The 17,404-nt window shown below is 56.8% G+C and carries 12 protein-coding genes and 1 pseudogene; 5 read left to right on the top strand and 8 right to left on the bottom strand.

Translation table 11 applies throughout. The features are described 5' to 3' along the window. Positions 1-202 precede the first annotated feature (202 nt). Positions 203-883 carry a GTP pyrophosphokinase gene (locus EHV15_RS12940; RefSeq protein WP_128635317.1) on the top strand — a complete coding sequence of 227 codons (681 nt, stop codon included), beginning with the start codon at positions 203-205 and terminating at the stop codon, positions 881-883. A gap of 349 nt (positions 884-1,232) precedes the next feature. On the opposite strand, the gene EHV15_RS12935 is transcribed toward EHV15_RS12940, so the two are convergent. From EHV15_RS12935 to EHV15_RS12905, 7 genes and pseudogenes are all read right to left on the bottom strand, one after another. Then, positions 1,233-1,601 (bottom strand): DUF4180 domain-containing protein, encoded by a 369-nt coding sequence (locus tag EHV15_RS12935; RefSeq protein WP_128631569.1) that lies wholly within the window; start codon positions 1,599-1,601, stop codon positions 1,233-1,235. A gap of 24 nt (positions 1,602-1,625) precedes the next feature. Then, positions 1,626-2,290, bottom strand: a pseudogene (locus EHV15_RS12930) (TetR/AcrR family transcriptional regulator). A gap of 494 nt (positions 2,291-2,784) precedes the next feature. Next, entirely contained in the window at positions 2,785-3,591 is an 807-nt protein-coding gene (locus EHV15_RS12925; protein ID WP_128631568.1) for a hypothetical protein, read from the bottom strand. An 89-nt stretch (positions 3,592-3,680) separates the two neighbouring features. Next, on the bottom strand, positions 3,681-6,839 hold the full coding sequence (locus EHV15_RS12920; protein ID WP_128631567.1) for a DEAD/DEAH box helicase: 3,159 nt from the start codon (positions 6,837-6,839) through the stop codon (positions 3,681-3,683). Positions 6,840-7,008: 169 nt separating this feature from the next. After that, complete coding sequence (locus tag EHV15_RS12915) at positions 7,009-7,386, bottom strand: RidA family protein (protein ID WP_128631566.1); 378 nt, start codon at positions 7,384-7,386, stop codon at positions 7,009-7,011. Positions 7,387-7,443: 57 nt separating this feature from the next. Beyond that, positions 7,444-8,880 carry an ATP-binding protein gene (locus EHV15_RS12910; RefSeq protein ID WP_128631565.1) on the bottom strand — a complete coding sequence of 479 codons (1,437 nt, stop codon included), beginning with the start codon at positions 8,878-8,880 and terminating at the stop codon, positions 7,444-7,446. Positions 8,881-8,918: 38 nt separating this feature from the next. Then, the gene (locus tag EHV15_RS12905; protein WP_128631564.1) at positions 8,919-10,424 is read right to left on the bottom strand and encodes an HD-GYP domain-containing protein; all 1,506 of its coding nucleotides are present in this window, start codon (positions 10,422-10,424) and stop codon (positions 8,919-8,921) included. A gap of 455 nt (positions 10,425-10,879) precedes the next feature. Between EHV15_RS12905 and EHV15_RS12900 the strand changes: the two genes are divergently transcribed. The 4 genes from EHV15_RS12900 to EHV15_RS12885 all read left to right on the top strand — a co-directional run bounded on the left by EHV15_RS12900 (position 10,880) and on the right by EHV15_RS12885 (position 15,354). After that, entirely contained in the window at positions 10,880-11,791 is a 912-nt protein-coding gene (locus tag EHV15_RS12900; protein ID WP_128631563.1) for an FMN-binding protein, read from the top strand. 33 nt (positions 11,792-11,824) lie between these two features. Then, positions 11,825-13,705 carry an FAD-dependent oxidoreductase gene (locus EHV15_RS12895; protein WP_128631562.1) on the top strand — a complete coding sequence of 627 codons (1,881 nt, stop codon included), beginning with the start codon at positions 11,825-11,827 and terminating at the stop codon, positions 13,703-13,705. A 156-nt stretch (positions 13,706-13,861) separates the two neighbouring features. Continuing rightward, on the top strand, positions 13,862-14,314 hold the full coding sequence (locus EHV15_RS12890) for a hypothetical protein (RefSeq protein WP_128631561.1): 453 nt from the start codon (positions 13,862-13,864) through the stop codon (positions 14,312-14,314). A gap of 59 nt (positions 14,315-14,373) precedes the next feature. Beyond that, the gene (locus tag EHV15_RS12885) at positions 14,374-15,354 is read left to right on the top strand and encodes a polyprenyl synthetase family protein (RefSeq protein WP_128631560.1); all 981 of its coding nucleotides are present in this window, start codon (positions 14,374-14,376) and stop codon (positions 15,352-15,354) included. A gap of 573 nt (positions 15,355-15,927) precedes the next feature. On the opposite strand, the gene EHV15_RS12880 is transcribed toward EHV15_RS12885, so the two are convergent. Then, a complete protein-coding gene (locus tag EHV15_RS12880; RefSeq protein ID WP_128631559.1) occupies positions 15,928-17,382 on the bottom strand; it encodes a glycoside hydrolase family 1 protein in 1,455 nt (484 codons plus the stop codon). Positions 17,383-17,404: the final 22 nt, after the last annotated feature.

Below are 17,404 nucleotides of genomic sequence, written 5' to 3'. Positions count from 1 at the left end.
GTGAGCACCGGAAGTCCCTGGCTGAATTCAAGATTCGACGTCGAGTATACTTCGTGATCTGCTTCGTGATCAAAAGATGACTTTTTGAATTACCTAATGTAAAGGGAGAGTTCCATTAACTAATGGGAAGCTTCACCAACCTGAACGTGATTAGGAGTAGATAGCCTTGAGCGTATTAGATACGAATTCCGACGACAGCGTGCTGAAGCAATTGGACTTAAGGGAGCTGTACCAGTGGGAGATCGGTGAGGATGAACTGCGCAAGCTGGAGGAGTGGAAGAAACTGCCCTTCCTGTACGAGCTTGCCCTGGATGAGCTGGAGAATAAAATCAAGCTGATCCAAACGGAGTGGAAAATCCATAACGGATACAGCCCGATCGAGCATATCAAAACCCGGATCAAAGAGCCGAAAAGCATTCTCGAAAAACTGGGGCGCAAAGGACTGGACCTGACCGTCGACAACATGGTGAGCCAAATCCACGATATCGCCGGGATGCGAATCGTTTTTTCGTTCGTGCGCGACATTTACAGCCTGCTCGACCATCTGAAGCACCGGGAAGACATCACCGTCCTGGAGGTCAAGGATTACATTGAAAATCCCAAGCCCAACGGCTACCAGAGCCTGCACGTCATCGTCGCCGTGCCGCTCACCTTGTTCGAAGGCCAGCGGTGGATGAAAGTCGAAATCCAGATGCGCACGCTCGCGATGGATTTCTGGGCGAGCATGGAGCATATTTTGTACTACAAATACGACAAACAGGTGCCGCCGCACGTCGTGCGCGAGCTGTCCGAAGCCGCCAAGGCCGCCGACGCCCTGGACAAAAAAATGCACGGCCTGCGCAAGGAAATCATGGGCGTATCCGAAGCCGCTTTGCCGGAGTAGGTATGCGGTGCGGGTGGGGGCGGGTGCAAGCGAGTGAAGGCGGGGGCGGACGAGAGCGAGCCGGCGATGCCAGCTCTGTAACTCTGTGCGGAGCGGAGGAATAAATGCAAAAAGTACAACTATTTCCGAGAATTAGCTAAGTTTCTCTAGAATAATTGTAAAAAGTGCAGGTATTTCCTGCATAAGCTCCAACTTCCCTCAGATGCCGAATAATAACTGTACTTTTTACATCTATTAAGCATTCTCCCACCGGAACCGGCCAAAGTAACTGCAATTTTTGCAGCTATTCGGCCGGTTTGTCAATTTGTTGCGCCTTCTTCGCCCCATTTCCTCCGCCGCATCCAAACCTTTATTTCGCCGTACTTAACTTTTCAATCGCCTGCTGTTCGGACGGCATAAAAAAGAGAGCATTTCCGCTGTTGGATTCATAGATGAAGTCCCGCAGGCTTTTACTGGCATACCTCGAAAAATCGCCTACAATGGCAACTTTCAATTGATAAATAACAAACTTCTGAATAATCTCGCCCGCCAAGCGGGTTTTGAGATCAAAAAAGCTTTCGTTTATCAGGGATTGGCTCATCACGATCCGGTCGCAACCTGTTTCATATCGTACGGTGGCCATCATATCCAAAGCGGACTGAACGTCATAAATGACCACTTCGCTGCCGCTCACGACCGCGATATCGTGTCCGTTAGCTTCTACCTTTTTGATTTGCACAGCGATCCTCCTCATCGGATTCCTTTATTTTTTAGCGATAAACCTTTGAATATAGTCATGACAAAACAAGCGGTTATCTTCGCCATTTGGTGTCGGAATTTCGGTGAGCCTAAAAAAGCTCAGACCTGCAACCATGGCAAGCAGCCCATAAGCAGCGCCGGCCGCATCCAGGGCTGAAAGATGTCCCGACTCATGGCCGTATTCAAAAATCCGGGCTATTCCCTGGAGGTCCGTCGTATAGCTTCTCGACAAAACCTCCTGCAGACGGGGATCCATCGCCGCTTTCGAAAAAAATTGCACAAAAAGCCTGGCCTGATCGTGATAAGGGATATTCATCCGTTCGATTCCGCCGATCTGCGAAACATTAATCTTCCTTTGCTCGTCATCACGAGGCGGCTCCAACGGCGGCAAAATGTACTTTAATGTCACGTCCAACATTTCATGGGCATTCATGGAGCTATCGATTTCCGCTTGGATTTTGATGCCATAGTAGGCCAGAAACGCCTTAAACGCTTCGCTCGTCAGATGATCCTTGTTTTTATAGTAGTAAGTGACAACCCCTTCGAACAGTTCGCGTATTCTGCAACCTTATCCAACGTAAGTCCATCCATTCCGTGCTTGCTGATATAGGTCAATGTAGCATTGATGACGTCCGCACGGCGTTTTGGCTCCGTACCTAATTTGGGCATGTTTTCACCTGCTTGTTTTATACTGACTAGTCGGAATAAATAAAGGATAGGTTAGTTTTACCATACCGTCAATAGAGAGCGGAGGACCGGCCGAAGGGGCGAAGGAATGCTCTTGTTTAGTTAGGACGTTGTCAGGATAGCAAGTAAAAACCGACCCTTTCGGATCGGTTAAAAGCCCAACCGTCAGCGGAGCCTGCAAAATAGCGGAACTTTATGTACTTATTGCCCGTAGCCAGGCATGTTCATCTCCATTAGCGGCATTTTTTGTCCTTATTCACCTATGAAGGGTCCAGAACCCGGGCATTTCCTTGCAATTTGAGAAAATAGCGACATAAAACGCCTCTATTTCTCTCAAGTGGACGGATATCGCCGGAATAAGGACATTTTATACCCTTAACTGGGGGGACTGAACTGCCGCAGCTTCATCAACGGTCAGCGATGCGCTTTGCCGCGGCGGTGCCGGCGGCCTGCGCTCGCCGGGCGCGGGCGGCGCGTCAGCGCGGCTTGCCGCGCAGCGGGGCGGCGAGCCGCTCGGCCCGCTGCCGCACCTGGGCGGCGACGAGCGCCAGCCCCTGCGCCGCGCCGGGCACGCCGGGCAGCAGCGCCGCCCACGGCGCCGGGTCCGGGCCGCCCGGCGGCTCGCCGGCCGCGTCCGGGCGGCCCAGTTCCACGCCGATGTCGTGGAACTCCGGCCCCGGCTCGTGCAGCCGGCCCTGCTCCGCCGCCTCGGCGAGCCACTCGGCCAGGGCCGCGCCGCCGCCGCCCGGCCCGGACGCCCGCCGCTCGCCTTCGCGCGGCCCGGCGGCCTGGCGCAGCGCCGCCTCGGGGTCCGGCAGCGGCGCGGCGGCCGCCCAGGCGGCCCACACGGCGCCGGCCAGCGCCTCGGGCGTCCAGCCGAGCGCCTCCAGGCGCAGCGCGGCGTCCCGCGCCCAGGCGGCCTCGGCGGCAGCGACGGCCTCGGCCGCCCGCGCGCAGCCGGGCTCGCCGCAGGCGCAGCGCACGCCGCTGCCGCCTTCGCTGCTGCTGCCGTCGCTGTCGCCTCCGCTGCTGCCACCGCTATCGCCGCTACCGCCACCGCCGCCGCTGCTACTGCTACTATCGCCGCGGCCGCCTCCGCCGCTGTCGCCGCCGCCCGGCCCCGCCGCCTCGCGCCATGGCGGGCGCTCCGGCAGCAGCGCCGCGATCCCGGCGGCCCCGCGCTCCAGCAGCGCAGCCAGCGCGCGCGGCCGCTCCTGCAGCCGCCGCAGCAGGGCGCGGCCCGCACGCTCCCGCTCCGCCGCCGGAGCCAAGGGGAGCGTCACCGCATGCTCCCCTCCTATTTTGCAGACCAGTCCGTCTGCCGTAAGGCTCAGGGAGAACTCCCTCCCCTCCGTTAGCGATGCCCTGCGGCTCATCCGATCCCTCCTTCCAGGATGCTGTTCGTCTGCAGCGCAATCAGGCTGTGCAGCTCGTCGTCGCTCATTTCCGTCAGCCACTGCTCGCCGGAGCCGACGACCTGCTCAGACAGCGCTTTTTTCCGCTCAATCAATTCATCGATCCGTTCTTCCAGCGTCCCTTGGCAAATCAGCTTATGCACTTCGACGTTTTTCTCCTGACCGATGCGGAACACCCGATCCGTGGCCTGGTTCTCCACCGCCGGATTCCACCAGCGGTCATAATGGACAACATGGTTCGCCCGCGTCAGATTCAGCCCCACGCCGCCGGCTTTCAGCGACAGCACGAACAGCGGCGAGCCGCCGCCTTCCTGAAACAGGCGCACCATACGGTCCCGGTCCGCCTTCGCCACGCCGCCGTGCAGAAAAAACGGCCTTTCCCCGTAGCGGTCGGTCAAAATCTCCTGCAGCAGCTCGCCCATCCGCACATATTGCGTAAAAATCAGCGCCGCTTCCCCGTTGTCCGTAATGATGTCCAACAGATCGCCGAGCCGCTCCAATTTGCCGGACCGCAAAACCGGGTTCCCGGCGCGGGTTCTCCCTGCCACCAGATCGGGGTGATCGCAAATTTGCTTCAGCCGGGTCAGCGAGGACAGCACCAGCCCTTTTCGGGCGATGCCGCCCTGCCCGCCGATGTTCGCCAACAGCTCCTCCGTCACCGACCGGTATAAACGGGCTTGCTCCACGGTAAGCGCGCAGTAAGACTTCAGCTCGATTTTTTCGGGCAGATCCTTGCGGATATCCGGATCGCTTTTCAAGCGGCGCAGCATAAACGGCGCAACCAAACGGCGCAGCTTCTGCAGCTCGCCGGTCTGCTCCTCGGCGCCGGCCTGATAACGCGCGCGAAAAGACGCATTGGACCCCAAATAACCGGGATTGAGGAAATGAAAGATCGACCACAATTCGCTGAGCCGGTTTTCCACCGGTGTTCCGGTCATGGCGATCCGATGGAACGCGCTCAGCTTCATCACGCTTTGGGCCTGCTTGGTCCCGAAATTTTTGATGTACTGGGCTTCATCCAGCACCACCGTGCCCCACTCCAGCGCCCGCAGCTCCCCGGCATCCCGGCCGGCAAGCTGATAGGTGGTCAGGATCACGTCGCAGTCACGGCACGCCTCGATAAACCGCTCTCCGTGGCAGCGGCCGCTGCCGTGGTGAACGTACAGCCTGAGCTCCGGGGCGAACCGGCTTAATTCGCGCTGCCAGTTCCCGAGCAGGGAAGTCGGGCAAACGATCAAGGATTGACCGGCAAAGCGGGTGGCATTGTCCAGCAGTACGCTGATGACCTGTACGGTTTTGCCAAGCCCCATATCATCCGCGAGCAGGGCGCCGAAGCCGAGCCCCCGCATCGCGGCGAGCCATTGGTAGCCCCGCTCCTGATACGGCCGCAGCGTGCCGTTGAGCCCGGGGGGAACAGGCCGGGGCCGGGAGCTGCGGGCCAAGCCGCCTTCGATCAACATGGTGAGCATTCCCGCTGTCTCGATACTCTCGACTTCCACGCCGTCAAACAACGCTTCGCCCGCGCCGCTGGACAGATGCATCAGTTCGCGGAACGTCAGCGCACCGTTTTCATGGCGTTTCATAAATTTCAGAACCTGACGGATTTCCTTGTTATCGATCTCGATCCATTCACCGCGGAAAAAAACGAGCGGCGTTTTCGCCGCAGCCAGTTCGGCCAGCTCTTCCCGCGAAATTTCCCGGCCGTCCAGCACCGCCGCCGCCTCAAATGCGACCAACTGCTCGACGCCCATCCGGGGCGTTTCCTGCACGCCGTCTCCCGGCATGCCCGCCCAGCCCCGGGTTTTGAGGCGGATGCCGGAAGTACGGCGGCCTTGCCGGGTCCAGCGCGAGGGCATCTGTACCGTGACCCCGTTTTTGCGTAAGCTTGACACCGATTTGCTGAGGAACGAATACACCTGCTCCGGCGCCAGCAGCAAGCCATCCGGCCGGGGCCCATCCAGCGCGGCGGCGATTTCCGGGGACGCCTCCGCCGCTTTGGCCAGCCGCAGCAGCGCCTGTTCCTGCACGTTCCGGTAGAGCCGCCCGCGAATCTCCATATCCCGCTGCGGATAACTCCAAACAAGCCGCAGCGGAAGCAGCACCTCGGCATCCTCGGCCCCCTCCGCCCAAAACGTCAGCCGCCACAGCGGCAGATTCGGCTCTTCGCCCTCTGCCTCGCCCTCTGCCTCTGCCTCCGGCTCGTAGTCCCTTTCCGGTTCGATGCGCAGGCATAAGCGGAAGCTCCCTGTCTCCGGCGCTCCCGCTTCCTGTGCGGGAGACTTTGGCCGGCCGCCTCCGGCCCCCGCAATCTCCTCCGTCAATTGCTCCAGCTCCGCCGCGCTTCCCTGTATGTCCACCGGTTGTCCGCCGCTAAGCAGCCCATTCCACCACAGCTCGGCCAGCGGCGAATGCCCCCTGCGGTAATCCGCACGGCTCGGATTCAGCTTCCGGCCAAGCTCGCCGGCCGCAGCCCTGGTCTCGTGATCGATCATCGCCATCAAAAAGGAATGCAGCACCGACATTTGCCGGTCGAGGAGCGCCGCTTCTTCTTCGGCGGCGCCGGTTTGCACTGCGGCCAGGCAGACGGGAGGCATGGAGCCGGCCAGGAGCCGGAACCGTTTCGCATCCCGCTCCGCCGTCAGCAGCGGCCCCCAAGCCGGACGGCGCAGCGCCTGCGCGCCGCGGCGCCGCCCGCCGGCCGACACCGGCCTGCTTCCCGGCGCGATCCGCCCCCGCAGCAGCAGTTCCAGCGCAAACTGCGCCGCCTTGCTCCAATAGCTCATCTCTGCCCCGGGCTTGACCCCCTGTCCTTCCCAGTCGGTCTTCTCCCAGGCCAGCAGTAGCCGCCAGGCTTCGGGGACGGGGAGCGCCAACCCTTCGAGCGTTCGGCCGATCAGGCTTTTACGCTCTCCGGACTTAAACGATTTGCGGACGGAGGACACCGGAAAACGGACCTCCGCCAGCCGCAGCGCGGCATGCCCGAATGGCCGCACGCCCGGCTCCGGCTCTACGCGCCTCATCACCGAGGTCCATGCATCCACCTTCGCTTCAGATATTTCACCGGAGAAACAGAACAGTACGTCCCCCAGCCATATTCCATATAGACGTTGATTCATGATGATCTCCCGTCGATTTCCTGTTTCCATCCAATTTTGCTACTACCATCTTATACGAAAACCGGGTTATATAAAACCTGAAGCCGCCGAAGGAGATTCGCTTCTCCTCCGGCGGCTCCGGCAAGGCACATACGGGCCCGCAAAGGCCGGGTTCCCTCGGTTCGCTGTTTTATTTTACGGCGATGACTTCGATTTCGACGAGGCCGTCCTTGGGCAGGCGGGCCACCTCAACGGCGCTGCGCGCCGGATACGGTTCGGCGAAAAACGATCCGTACACCTCGTTCACTTTGGCAAAATCGTTCATATCCTTCAGAAACACCGTCGTTTTCACGACTTTGTCCAGCCCGCTTCCGGCCGCTTCAAGCACGGCTTTAACGTTGCGGAGCGCTTGCGCGGCCTGCGCCTCCACGCCTTCCGCAAATTGTCCGGTTTCCGGAACGAGACCCAGCTGTCCCGAAGTAAAGACCAGATCGCCCAGTTGAACCCCTTGCGAATACGGCCCGATCGCTCCGGGCGCGGAAGTCGTTGAAATTACTTGTTTATCCATTTATATCCATCCTTTCTTAAGTTGAACTAATTATACTTTCATCTATTGTAGCGATGTTTATCTGCCTTGGGCAAGCCTTGACTCCATTCTTTCGGTCTCCGCCGGCTGCAGGGGCAGATAAAATGAAAACACGCTGCCTTCCCCTTCGGCGCTTTTCATGCGGAGAAATCCGCCGAGCAGGCGGGCCAGGTTGCTGCTGATCGGCAGGCCAAGCCCCGTTCCGCCGTATCTGCGGCTGATCGATCCGTCCGCTTGCTGGAACGACTCGAATACGGCTGATTGCTGCTCTTTCGGAACGCCGATCCCGGTGTCGGTTACGGCAAACACGATCCATTCCCCTTGCGGCACTTCGCCGCGTGCGGCCCTCCGTATGTTAAGCGTCACTTTTCCTTTATCCGTGAACTTAAAAGCGTTGGAGAGCAGGTTCCGCAAAATCTGCGCGATCCGATGGGGATCGGAAACGATCGTTGCCGGCAGCCCTTCCTCCACCCGTACCTCATACGCCAGCTTTTTCTGCGAGGCAATATGGTCGAAATGAACCTGCATCCAATCCGCCACTTCCGTCAGCACCACTTCTTCGTTCATGATTTCCAGCCGCCCGGCCTCCACTTTGGACAAATCGAGGATGTCGTTGATGATCTGCAGCAGGTCATGGCCCGATTTGTAGATGATCCGTCCATACTCCGGCAGTTCGTCCCCGGCATCCTCGCTTTCGGCGATGATTTGCGCCAAATTGATGATGCTGTTCAACGGCGTCCGCAGCTCATGCGACATCGTCGCCAAAAATTCCGATTTGTAGCCGGAAGCGAGCGTCAGCTGCTTGGCCCGGTCCTCCAGCCCGATTTTCGCTTTATGCAGCTCGTCCGTCTGCTTTCGCAGCAGCTCGTTGGCATGCTTCAGCTCCAAATTTTGCCGATGTCCCATCTGAAAATCGCGGAGAATCAACGTGAATACAAAACTAAAGAGAACGGCGAGCGGGAGCATGATCGGCATAATTTTAAACAGATAGGTATGTATAGGGGTAGCCCCGAAAAAGATAATGTTCAAGCAATTTATGATGTTAACGGTCAGGATCGTGACAATCCCCATGAAGGCAAAGCCCTGCTTCGCCCGGTTAAACCAAATGCGCAGGCCGGCGCAGACTGCTCCGAGCACCGTCAAGTTCACAAGCCCGAAGATCGCGGCGCCGCTTACGCCAAACGACAATCGCATCAAGCCGATCCCAAGCCCGATCGCAAGCAAGGTGAGCGGGTGCGGATAAACCAGCGTCGCAATAATCAACGGAACGATCCGGAGGTCGAAAATAATCCGCTCATCCAGCGAGAATCCGAATTTAATGCAAATCCAGCCCGCCACAATCATCACCAGAACGGACAGCATGTAATTGACGCGCGGCGAAAGATTCCTGAATACATATTTGTGCATAACATTGGCCACATAAGCGACCGCAATCAGCATGCCCAAATTGATCAGCAGCGTGTTCCCCAGGCTCATAGGCTTCCCTCCCTGCCGGTGCACTGGTTTGTATGCGATTATCCGGGATTCGCCTTATTACGTTCGGTACGGTAAGCTTTTATAAACAGCTCGGCATAATGCGGATCCCACTGGCTTCCCCGGCCTTGCTCGAGGATCGCAAGCGCCTGGGCGGGCTCCAAGCCTTTGCGGTAAGGGCGGTCGGAGGTCATCGCATCAAAGGCGTCCGCCACCGCGATAATCCGTCCAAACAGCGGGATGTCCTCCCCGGCGAGGCCGTCCGGGTAGCCCTTGCCGTCATACCGCTCGTGATGCGACCTTACCCCCGGCAAAAAAGAAGCCATGGCATCCGCAGGCTCGATCTGCTTCAGGATGGCCTCGCCAAGCACGGGATGCTGTTTGATCTGCTCCCATTCTTCATCCGTCAGGCGTCCCTCCTTGAGCAGCACGGCGTCGCGAATGCCGATCTTGCCGATGTCGTGCAGAAGCGCCGCTTTGCGCAGTTCATCGATGCGCCGCTCCGGCAACTCGGCCAGCCTGCCGATTTGCACGGCATATTCGGCCACGCGCAAGGAATGCCCGGCCGTATACGGATCGCGGGCGTCCAAAGCGGCGGCCAAGGTGGCAAAATAGCTGTCGACCAGCTGGCTGTTGCGCGCCGCCTCGGACCTAAGTCCCCGCAGCATATGATTAAACCCGGACACGAGCCGGGAAAATTCATCGGAATACAAATCCGCGGCCTCCGAGCGGAGATACCCCGTTTTTACTTCGGCCATGCGTTCATACAGATGCTGGATCGGCAGCATGATCTCGCGCGCCATCAGTCTGGAACCGATAAAGGCAAAACCAAGGCCGACGGCCAGAATATAGCCCGCCCACTGCCAGTATGCATAAGAGCCGTACCCCCAATTCTGCAGCCGGAACTGGACGGATAGACTGTACAGCAGCAGCGGGGAGGCGCCGACCAGAAAAAAGCTCCATTTTAACTTTCGCGATACGGGAACAAATACCCTTCCTCCCAGCGACAATTCCCTGCCGAACAATTTGCGGCTCCAGGCGCTGAGCTCCTGTAAAACCGGCCGCACCGCATAGGAGGTCAAATAGAACTCAATCAGGGCGTGCATGCCGCAGACGAGAACACAGCCCAAGGAGGCGAGCAGCACATAATAGGAAGGAATCGTGATCCGCCCGTTGGCTATAAGCCCCAGCGACAATCCGGCCCCAGGCCCGACCAAGCCGAGCAGATGCGGGCCAAGGATCCGTTTTACGGCCAGGGAAGGCATCCGGTGTACTCTTATGTATACGCTTTGCAGAACCTGGAAGCTTCCGACCTCCTGGAGAAAGGCGCTTCTGACCGGTTTGAGCTGCAAATAAAAGACGCCCCCATCCAGCAGGAGCATAACGACGACCGATACGCATAATACCCCGGCCAGCCAGAAGTACTGTTCCCTGGGAACATCCAGCGGCGCAGCGAAAATCAGGCTCGCAATCGCGATACCCGCCAGAAAGGAGCCGGTTGCATAGTTAAGCATGAGACGATGAATAAATGTTTTGTATACCGTCACGGCGTATTCCGCCTTCCCTTCGCAAATTGTCGGGTAACGCCCACTTCCTGTATTATCGGCATGAATCGGACTGCATTTCAGATAGCTTTTGGAATTTTTTATATAAACCCCCTTTCTTTTTGTATATTAAGTTTGAACCCAAAGCTAAACGCGAACGGGTCAAACAACGCTGTGGCAATTTAAAAATGAATATTTCAAATTGTTAAAAGTCGTTCTTAAACCTGTGAAACCTTGCACAATGCTGCATTCGCCATTTTGCAAGGTTGTTTTATGTCACAATGTACGTGATTTTTTTCACATTAACTCATATTCTTATATGCTAAAATGCCTTCGAACAAAGGTTATAAGACTCCTTTAGGCCTAGTCCGATCGGCTATCCGGCGGGCTTCCCGACCTCATTCGTTATTAAAATGTCTTCACATTTTAATATATAACAATTAATGGAGGGTTCTATCATGAAAAAAGCTTTACTCTTTCTCAGCAGCGCTCTTGTATTAGGGCTGTTGGCAGGCTGCGGTTCCAACAATGCCGCGGGCAATGGCAGCACGGAACCTGCGAACACCGCCCCGGCAACGGCGGAAAGCGGTACAAACAGCAATAGCTCCACGGCTTCTACTGAGCAAGGCCAATTCAAGGATGGCGTCTATTATGCGATTGGCGAAGCCGATCCGGATTCCGGATGGCAATCGTACGTGACTCTGACCGTGTCCGGCGGCAAAATCACCGCAGCAAAATGGAACGCGCTCAGCGAAAAGGCTCCCGTCGATAAAGTGACTTACTCCAAAGAAGGCAAATACGGCATGAAAGCCGGCGGCGCTTCCTCCGAGTGGCATGAACAAGCCGAAAAGGTGGAGCAATTCCTGCTCGAAAAACAGGATCCCAAAGCGGCCGCACTGAACGATGAAGGCAAAACCGATGCGATTTCCGGCGTTTCCATCCATGTAAGTGATTTCTTTAACCTCGCCGATCAGGCGCTTGCCGCCGGACCTGTGGAACCGGGCATTTACAAAGACGGCACCTACCACACCGAAGGCGACGAGTTCGATCCGCATTCCGGCTGGAAAGAAACCGCGGACGTCGTGGTGGCCGCAGGCAAAATCATTAAAGTCAACTTCAGCGGCGTCAACGACAAAGGCGAGGACAAGAAGCAAAACTCGATCGACGGCAAATACGGCATGAAAGCCGGCGGCGCATCCTCCGAATGGCATGAACAAGCCGTCAAGGCGGAAGCGTATCTCGTGGAAAACCAGGATCCGGCTTCCCTTACTTTTAATGAAGAAGGCAAAACCGACGCGATTTCCGGCGTATCGATCAGCTTGAAATCCTACTTCGACCTGGTTGCCAAGGCACTTGAACAAGCGAAATAACTACTACCTAACCTATACGAGAAGGTGAACCTCTTGAAAAAGATAGTCGTTTTGGGCGGCGGTTACGGCGGTGTCGTCACTTCCAAGCACCTGGCCAAACTGTTCAAAAAAGACAAGGACGTGAAAATCCAGCTCATCGACCGAAACCCCTATCATACGCTGCTGACCGAATTGCATGAGGTCGCGGCCAACCGGGCGCCGGAGGACTCGGTCAAAATCGAGCTTAAAAAGATTTTTGCCGGTCAAAAGGTGGACGTCGTGCTCGATTCCATCGACAACATCGACTTCGCCGCCAAGCAGCTCCGCTCGGCGAAAAACACGTACAGCTACGATTACCTCGTGATCGGCACCGGCTGTAAACCGACGTTCTTCGGAATTCCGGGGGCCGAAGAGCATGCTTTGACGCTTTGGTCCTACGAGGATGCCGTCCGGCTTAAGGAACAAGTTCGCCGCATGTTCAGCGAGGCGGCCAAAATTACCGATCCGGTCAAACGCCGGAAGATGCTTACCTTCGTCGTAGTCGGGGCCGGGTTCACCGGCGTCGAGTTGGTCGGCGAACTGGCGGAGTTCCGCGACGAGCTGTGCAAGGAGTTTTACATCGAAGCGGGCGAAGTCCGGCTCGTTGTGGCGGATATGGCGCCGAAAATTTTGCCGATCCTCCCCGACAAGCTGATTGAAAAGGCGGCCAAACGCCTTCATAAAATGAATGTGGAGATCATTACGAGCGCGAAAATCACCGGCGTTACATCGGCCAGCGTGCAGCTCGGAGACCGCGGCGAGCTTGAAGCCGACACGATCGTATGGACGGCCGGCGTCGAAGGCTCCGAACTCGTCGGCAAGCTCGACGTGAAGCAGGAAGGCCGCAAGCGGATCGTCACCAACGACAAGCTGCAAAGCATCGACCATGAAGATGTGTACGTCGTCGGCGACAACATTTTCTTCATTCCGGAAGGCGAAAAACGGCCGGTGCCGCAAATGGTGGAAAACGCCGAGCAGGCCGGACCGCTCATTGCGCATAACATTTACGCGGACGTCCACGGCAAACCGAAGAAGTCCTACAAGCCGGGCTTCCACGGCACGATGGTGTGCATCGGCAGCCGCTACGGTGTGGCGAATGTCGGACTTCCGAATAAAATGTTTATGTTAAGCGGCTTTATGGCCATGCTCAGCAAACACATGATCAATATGTATTATCTGTTCAGCGTGGCCGGCTTTGCGAAAGTCTGGACTTATATGATGCATGAATTTTTCCATGTCAACAATCGCCGCAGCTTCGTCGGCGGCCATTTCGCCAAACGTTCGCCGAACTTCTGGCTGCTGCCGCTGCGCCTCTTCGTCGGTTACAAATGGCTGGAAGAAGGTCTCGACAAGCTGCCTAAAATTTTGAAGGAGCCTTCGAACATCTTCCTGATCCCGGCTTCGCCGCATGCCAGCGACGTCGTATCCGCAGCCAGTGAAGCCGCCGGCAAGGTTACGGAAACGGTCGACGCCCAAGCCGCGGCATCAACAGTAGAGAGCGCTTCGACCGCGGTTACCGCGCTTCCCGTGCCGGGATTTATCAAATCCATCGTGGGCTGGTTCATGGACGTGTTCTTCTATACGTCCGACGGCGGATATACGGCGCTGGCTACCGTGTTCCAGTTTTTCATGGTATTCATGGAAATTGCGCTTGGCATCATGATCATCGTAGGCCTCTTCACCGCAATCGCTTCGGCGGCCACCGTCGCCCTCGGCGTCATGATCTGGTCTTCCAGCATGGCTTCCGCAGAAATGCTGTGGTACATGACGGCGGGCATCGCCTTGATCGGCGGTTCGGGCAGCGCGTTTGGCCTGGATTACTACGTTCTGCCTTGGCTCAAGAAACAGTGGAAGAAAATCCCTCTCGTTCGAAGATGGTATTTGTATACCGAATAGCAATCATAGCAAGTGACAACCAGTAATTCACCCCCCTTAATGAATAATTCGGAGTAATGGGCGCTGGAGCCGCACATTACTCCCCTTTTTCTATTACTGCCGAGTCGGTGGCCCTTGTTCCCTGCAAGCTTACCGCATACCAAGGAGTGTGTCCTTATGAAATTTATACTCTTCCAAGACGCTTGTTGTTTATTGCAAGGCGAATTATCGCCCGAGGCCGGCATTCATCTCGATATAACGGCAGAAGAAGTCGAACCGTTGGTGAACCTCCTGGAACAATACGATATACCTGCGGTGCGCCAGTGCCGTTTGTTGACCATTTACATCGCAATCAAGCTCGCCCTTCAGCGCCACAGCCGGTGCGATCATGCGGCTACCGGTGAAGAGTTAACCCGTTTGGTGCTGGACGGCGACTATCTATACAGCTTTTACGTAGGGTTATGCCTCAAGTGGGAGGAATACGATCTCCTGTCCCATCTGGCCCCCATCATTAAACAGATCCAAATCAGACGCGCGGAAGGACGCGCCGAAGATGAACGGCTGCTTAAGGGCTGGGAGCTGTTCCTGCAGCTCGATTTGAACCGGACCACGACCGGCCGGGCGATTTAGATTTTGCGTCACGGTTTAGCCTTGAGATTACGGGAAACGACAGCAAGGAGGGGCTTTCCATGAAACTTCATGAGGCGCTTGATATTTCTTTAAAAGCGGTAGACCGGGAAATCGAAAATATGGTCAAATTTGACCGGGACGTTCCCAACTCCTCGCAGCTTGCCAAAAGCATCATCGAACTCGTCCGTTCCGGCGGCAAGCGGGTCCGCCCGCTGATGGTCATTGTCGGCAGCCGTTTCGGCCCCGCCCCGGATGAGCAAAAAATTTGGCGTTTGGCCGCGGCCGCGGAGTTTATCCACGCCGCTTCCCTGATTCATGACGACATCATCGACGATTCCCCGGTCCGCCGCGGACAGAAGGCGATGCATATGAAATTGGGCGTAAGCGGCGCGCTGCATGTGGGGAACTATATGTCGGCCAGAGTGATCGAGCTGATCTCCGTTTACTCGGCGGACCGGGACAAGTACGCATACGATCTGACTGCTCTGGCTACGACGCAGTTATGTTTGGGCGAATATCAGCAGTTGGCTCATCTGTATGATTACGACGTGACGATCGAGCAGTATTTGGAGAAGTCGAAAAACAAAACCGCGCAGCTGATGGCTGCCTGCCTGCAAATCGGCGCTCAGGCGTCCGGCGCGGACGCGGAGACGGCCGAGCTGCTGTATGCCTTTGGGGAGAAGCTGGGCATGTCGTTTCAAATCCGCGACGATGTGCTCGACTTCACCCAATCGGCGGAAAAGCTGGGCAAGCCGGCCGGCAGCGACCTGCGCAGCGGCCAGGTGACCCTGCCCGTGCTGTTCGCGCTGCAGGATGAACGGCTCGCCCCCCGCATCCGCGCGATCACGGCGGCAAGCCCTGCCGCCGAAGCCGACGCCGTCGTCGCGGCCATCCAGGCGAGCGGCGCGCTGGAACAAACCGAGCGGCTGAGCCGCCGCTACTTAGGCGAGGCGCAGGAAATCATCGGCCGCCTTGCTCATTACCCTGCGCATCGGGATCTCCAGGCCTTGCTCGACTATTTTGGCGGCCGGGATCAATAGCCGGAAACCAGAGCTCCTTGCTTCTTGCAACCGGTCGTTCCCACCTCCCATTGGAAAAATCCAATAGATTGACGGAAATTGAACGTGATTTAGAGCTCTCATTGGAAAAAATCCAATAGAATCCGCTCAAATTGCCCATTACGCCCCCTTCGTGCCTAATCTATTGGAAAATTTCCAATCAAGCCGCTGTATTTACCACTAATTTTCTAATTCTATTGGAATATTTCCAATCAGAAACATGTATCGAGCGCCTAAGGGACTTCGAGTCGCCGCATTCCGAACGCAACGGCCAGTTGAACCTGCAGCTACGCTTACTTGCTGCCACGTGTACCTGACATCATGCATACCGGCCGCCATACGTACCTCATCGCACACACCTGCCACCACGTATATCGACCACCACGATACCGGCCGCCATACGTACCTCACCACACGCACCTGCCACCACGCATGCCTACCACCATACGTATTCCTCGCCCGGCTCCCCTGCACATCACTTGCACATTGCTTACACATTACTTGCACATTACTTGCACGCCGTTTACACCCCCACCTGCCAGCCGCACCCTGCCTCTACTCCAACCCCTCCCCGTTCGACGCAATCACCTGCTTATACCAGTGGAAGCTTTTCTTGCGGGAGCGGGCCAGCGTGCCCTTGCCTTCGTTGTCTTTATCGACGTAGATAAAGCCGTAGCGCTTCTTCATCTCGCCGGTTCCGGCGCTGACCAGATCGATGCAGCCCCAGGGAGTGTAGCCGATCAGGTTCACCCCGTCGGCGATCGCTTCCTTCATCGCCTTGATGTGCTCGCGCAAGTATTCGATCCGGTAATCGTCGTGAATGGTGCCGTCCTCCTCCACGGTGTCGGCCGCGCCGAGACCATTTTCCACCACCATCAGCGGAATTTCGTACCGGTTGTAGATGTTGTTCAGGGACCAGCGCAAGCCTGTCGGGTCGATCTGCCAGTCCCAGGCGCTGGCCTGCAGGTAAGGATTTTTGAGCCCCAGCGATAAATTTCCGCCCACCTGCTCATGCTCCGGGTCGGCGCTGACGCAAACCGAGGAGTAGTAGCTGAAGGTGTAGAAATCGACGCAGCCCGCTTTTAAAATGGCCTCGTCCCCGTTCTCCATCACGATCTCGATGTTGTTTTCCCGGAAATACCGTTTGGCGAACCCGGGGTAGGCTCCCCGGACCTGCACGTCCGAGCACAGGAAGTTGCTGAGGTTATCCTTTTGCTGGGCCAGCAGGATATCGTCGGGATGGCAAGTCCGCGGATAGGAGCACATATAGGCGATCATGCAGCCGACCTTGAAGTCCTTGTTGATATCATGGGCCAGTTTCACGGCTTTGGCGCTGGCGACAAACTGATGGTGCAGCGCCTGATACAAAAGCCGTTCATCCGTTTTGGCTCCATGACCCAGCACCCCCTCCCCCTCCGGCATGATAGCCCCGGCGATGAAGGAACCAAACGGCATGGTCAGGATATTGATTTCATTAAACGTCAGCCAGTACTTAACAACTTCTTTATACCGGTTAAAAATCACTTCGCAATACTTCACGTAAAAATCGATCAGTTTGCGGTTCGTCCATCCGTTATATTGCTGCGCCAGATGCAGCGGGGTTTCGTAATGGGATATCGTCACCAAAGGCTCGATCCCGTGTCTCTTCAACTCCGCAAACATCCGGTCATAATACCGCAATCCCTCCTCATTGGGTTCAGTATCGTCGCCATGCGGAAATATCCGCGACCAGGCGATCGACATGCGGAACACCTTGAAGCCCATTTCGGCAAACAATGCGATGTCTTCCTCGTAGTGATGAAAGAAATCGATCGCTTCGTGGCTGGGATAGTAGGCGTCCGGCTCCAGTACCGGCGTAATCCGGCGCGGAGTGGTATGGGTACCGGCGGTAATCACGTCGGCCGTGCTCAGACCTTTGCCTCCTTCGTTATACCCGCCCTCGATCTGGTTGGCCGCCGTGGCGCCTCCCCACAGAAAATCTTCCGGAAAACCTTTAGCGATTTGTGTCATCGTACTTCCTCCCCCAAATATT

Origin of the sequence: Paenibacillus oralis (genome assembly GCF_003863965.1) — a bacterium.
GTDB lineage: Bacteria > Bacillota > Bacilli > Paenibacillales > Paenibacillaceae > Fontibacillus > Fontibacillus oralis.
The sequence above is the reverse complement of the archived record's forward strand: the minus strand, read 5'-3'. Positions and strand labels throughout refer to the sequence as shown.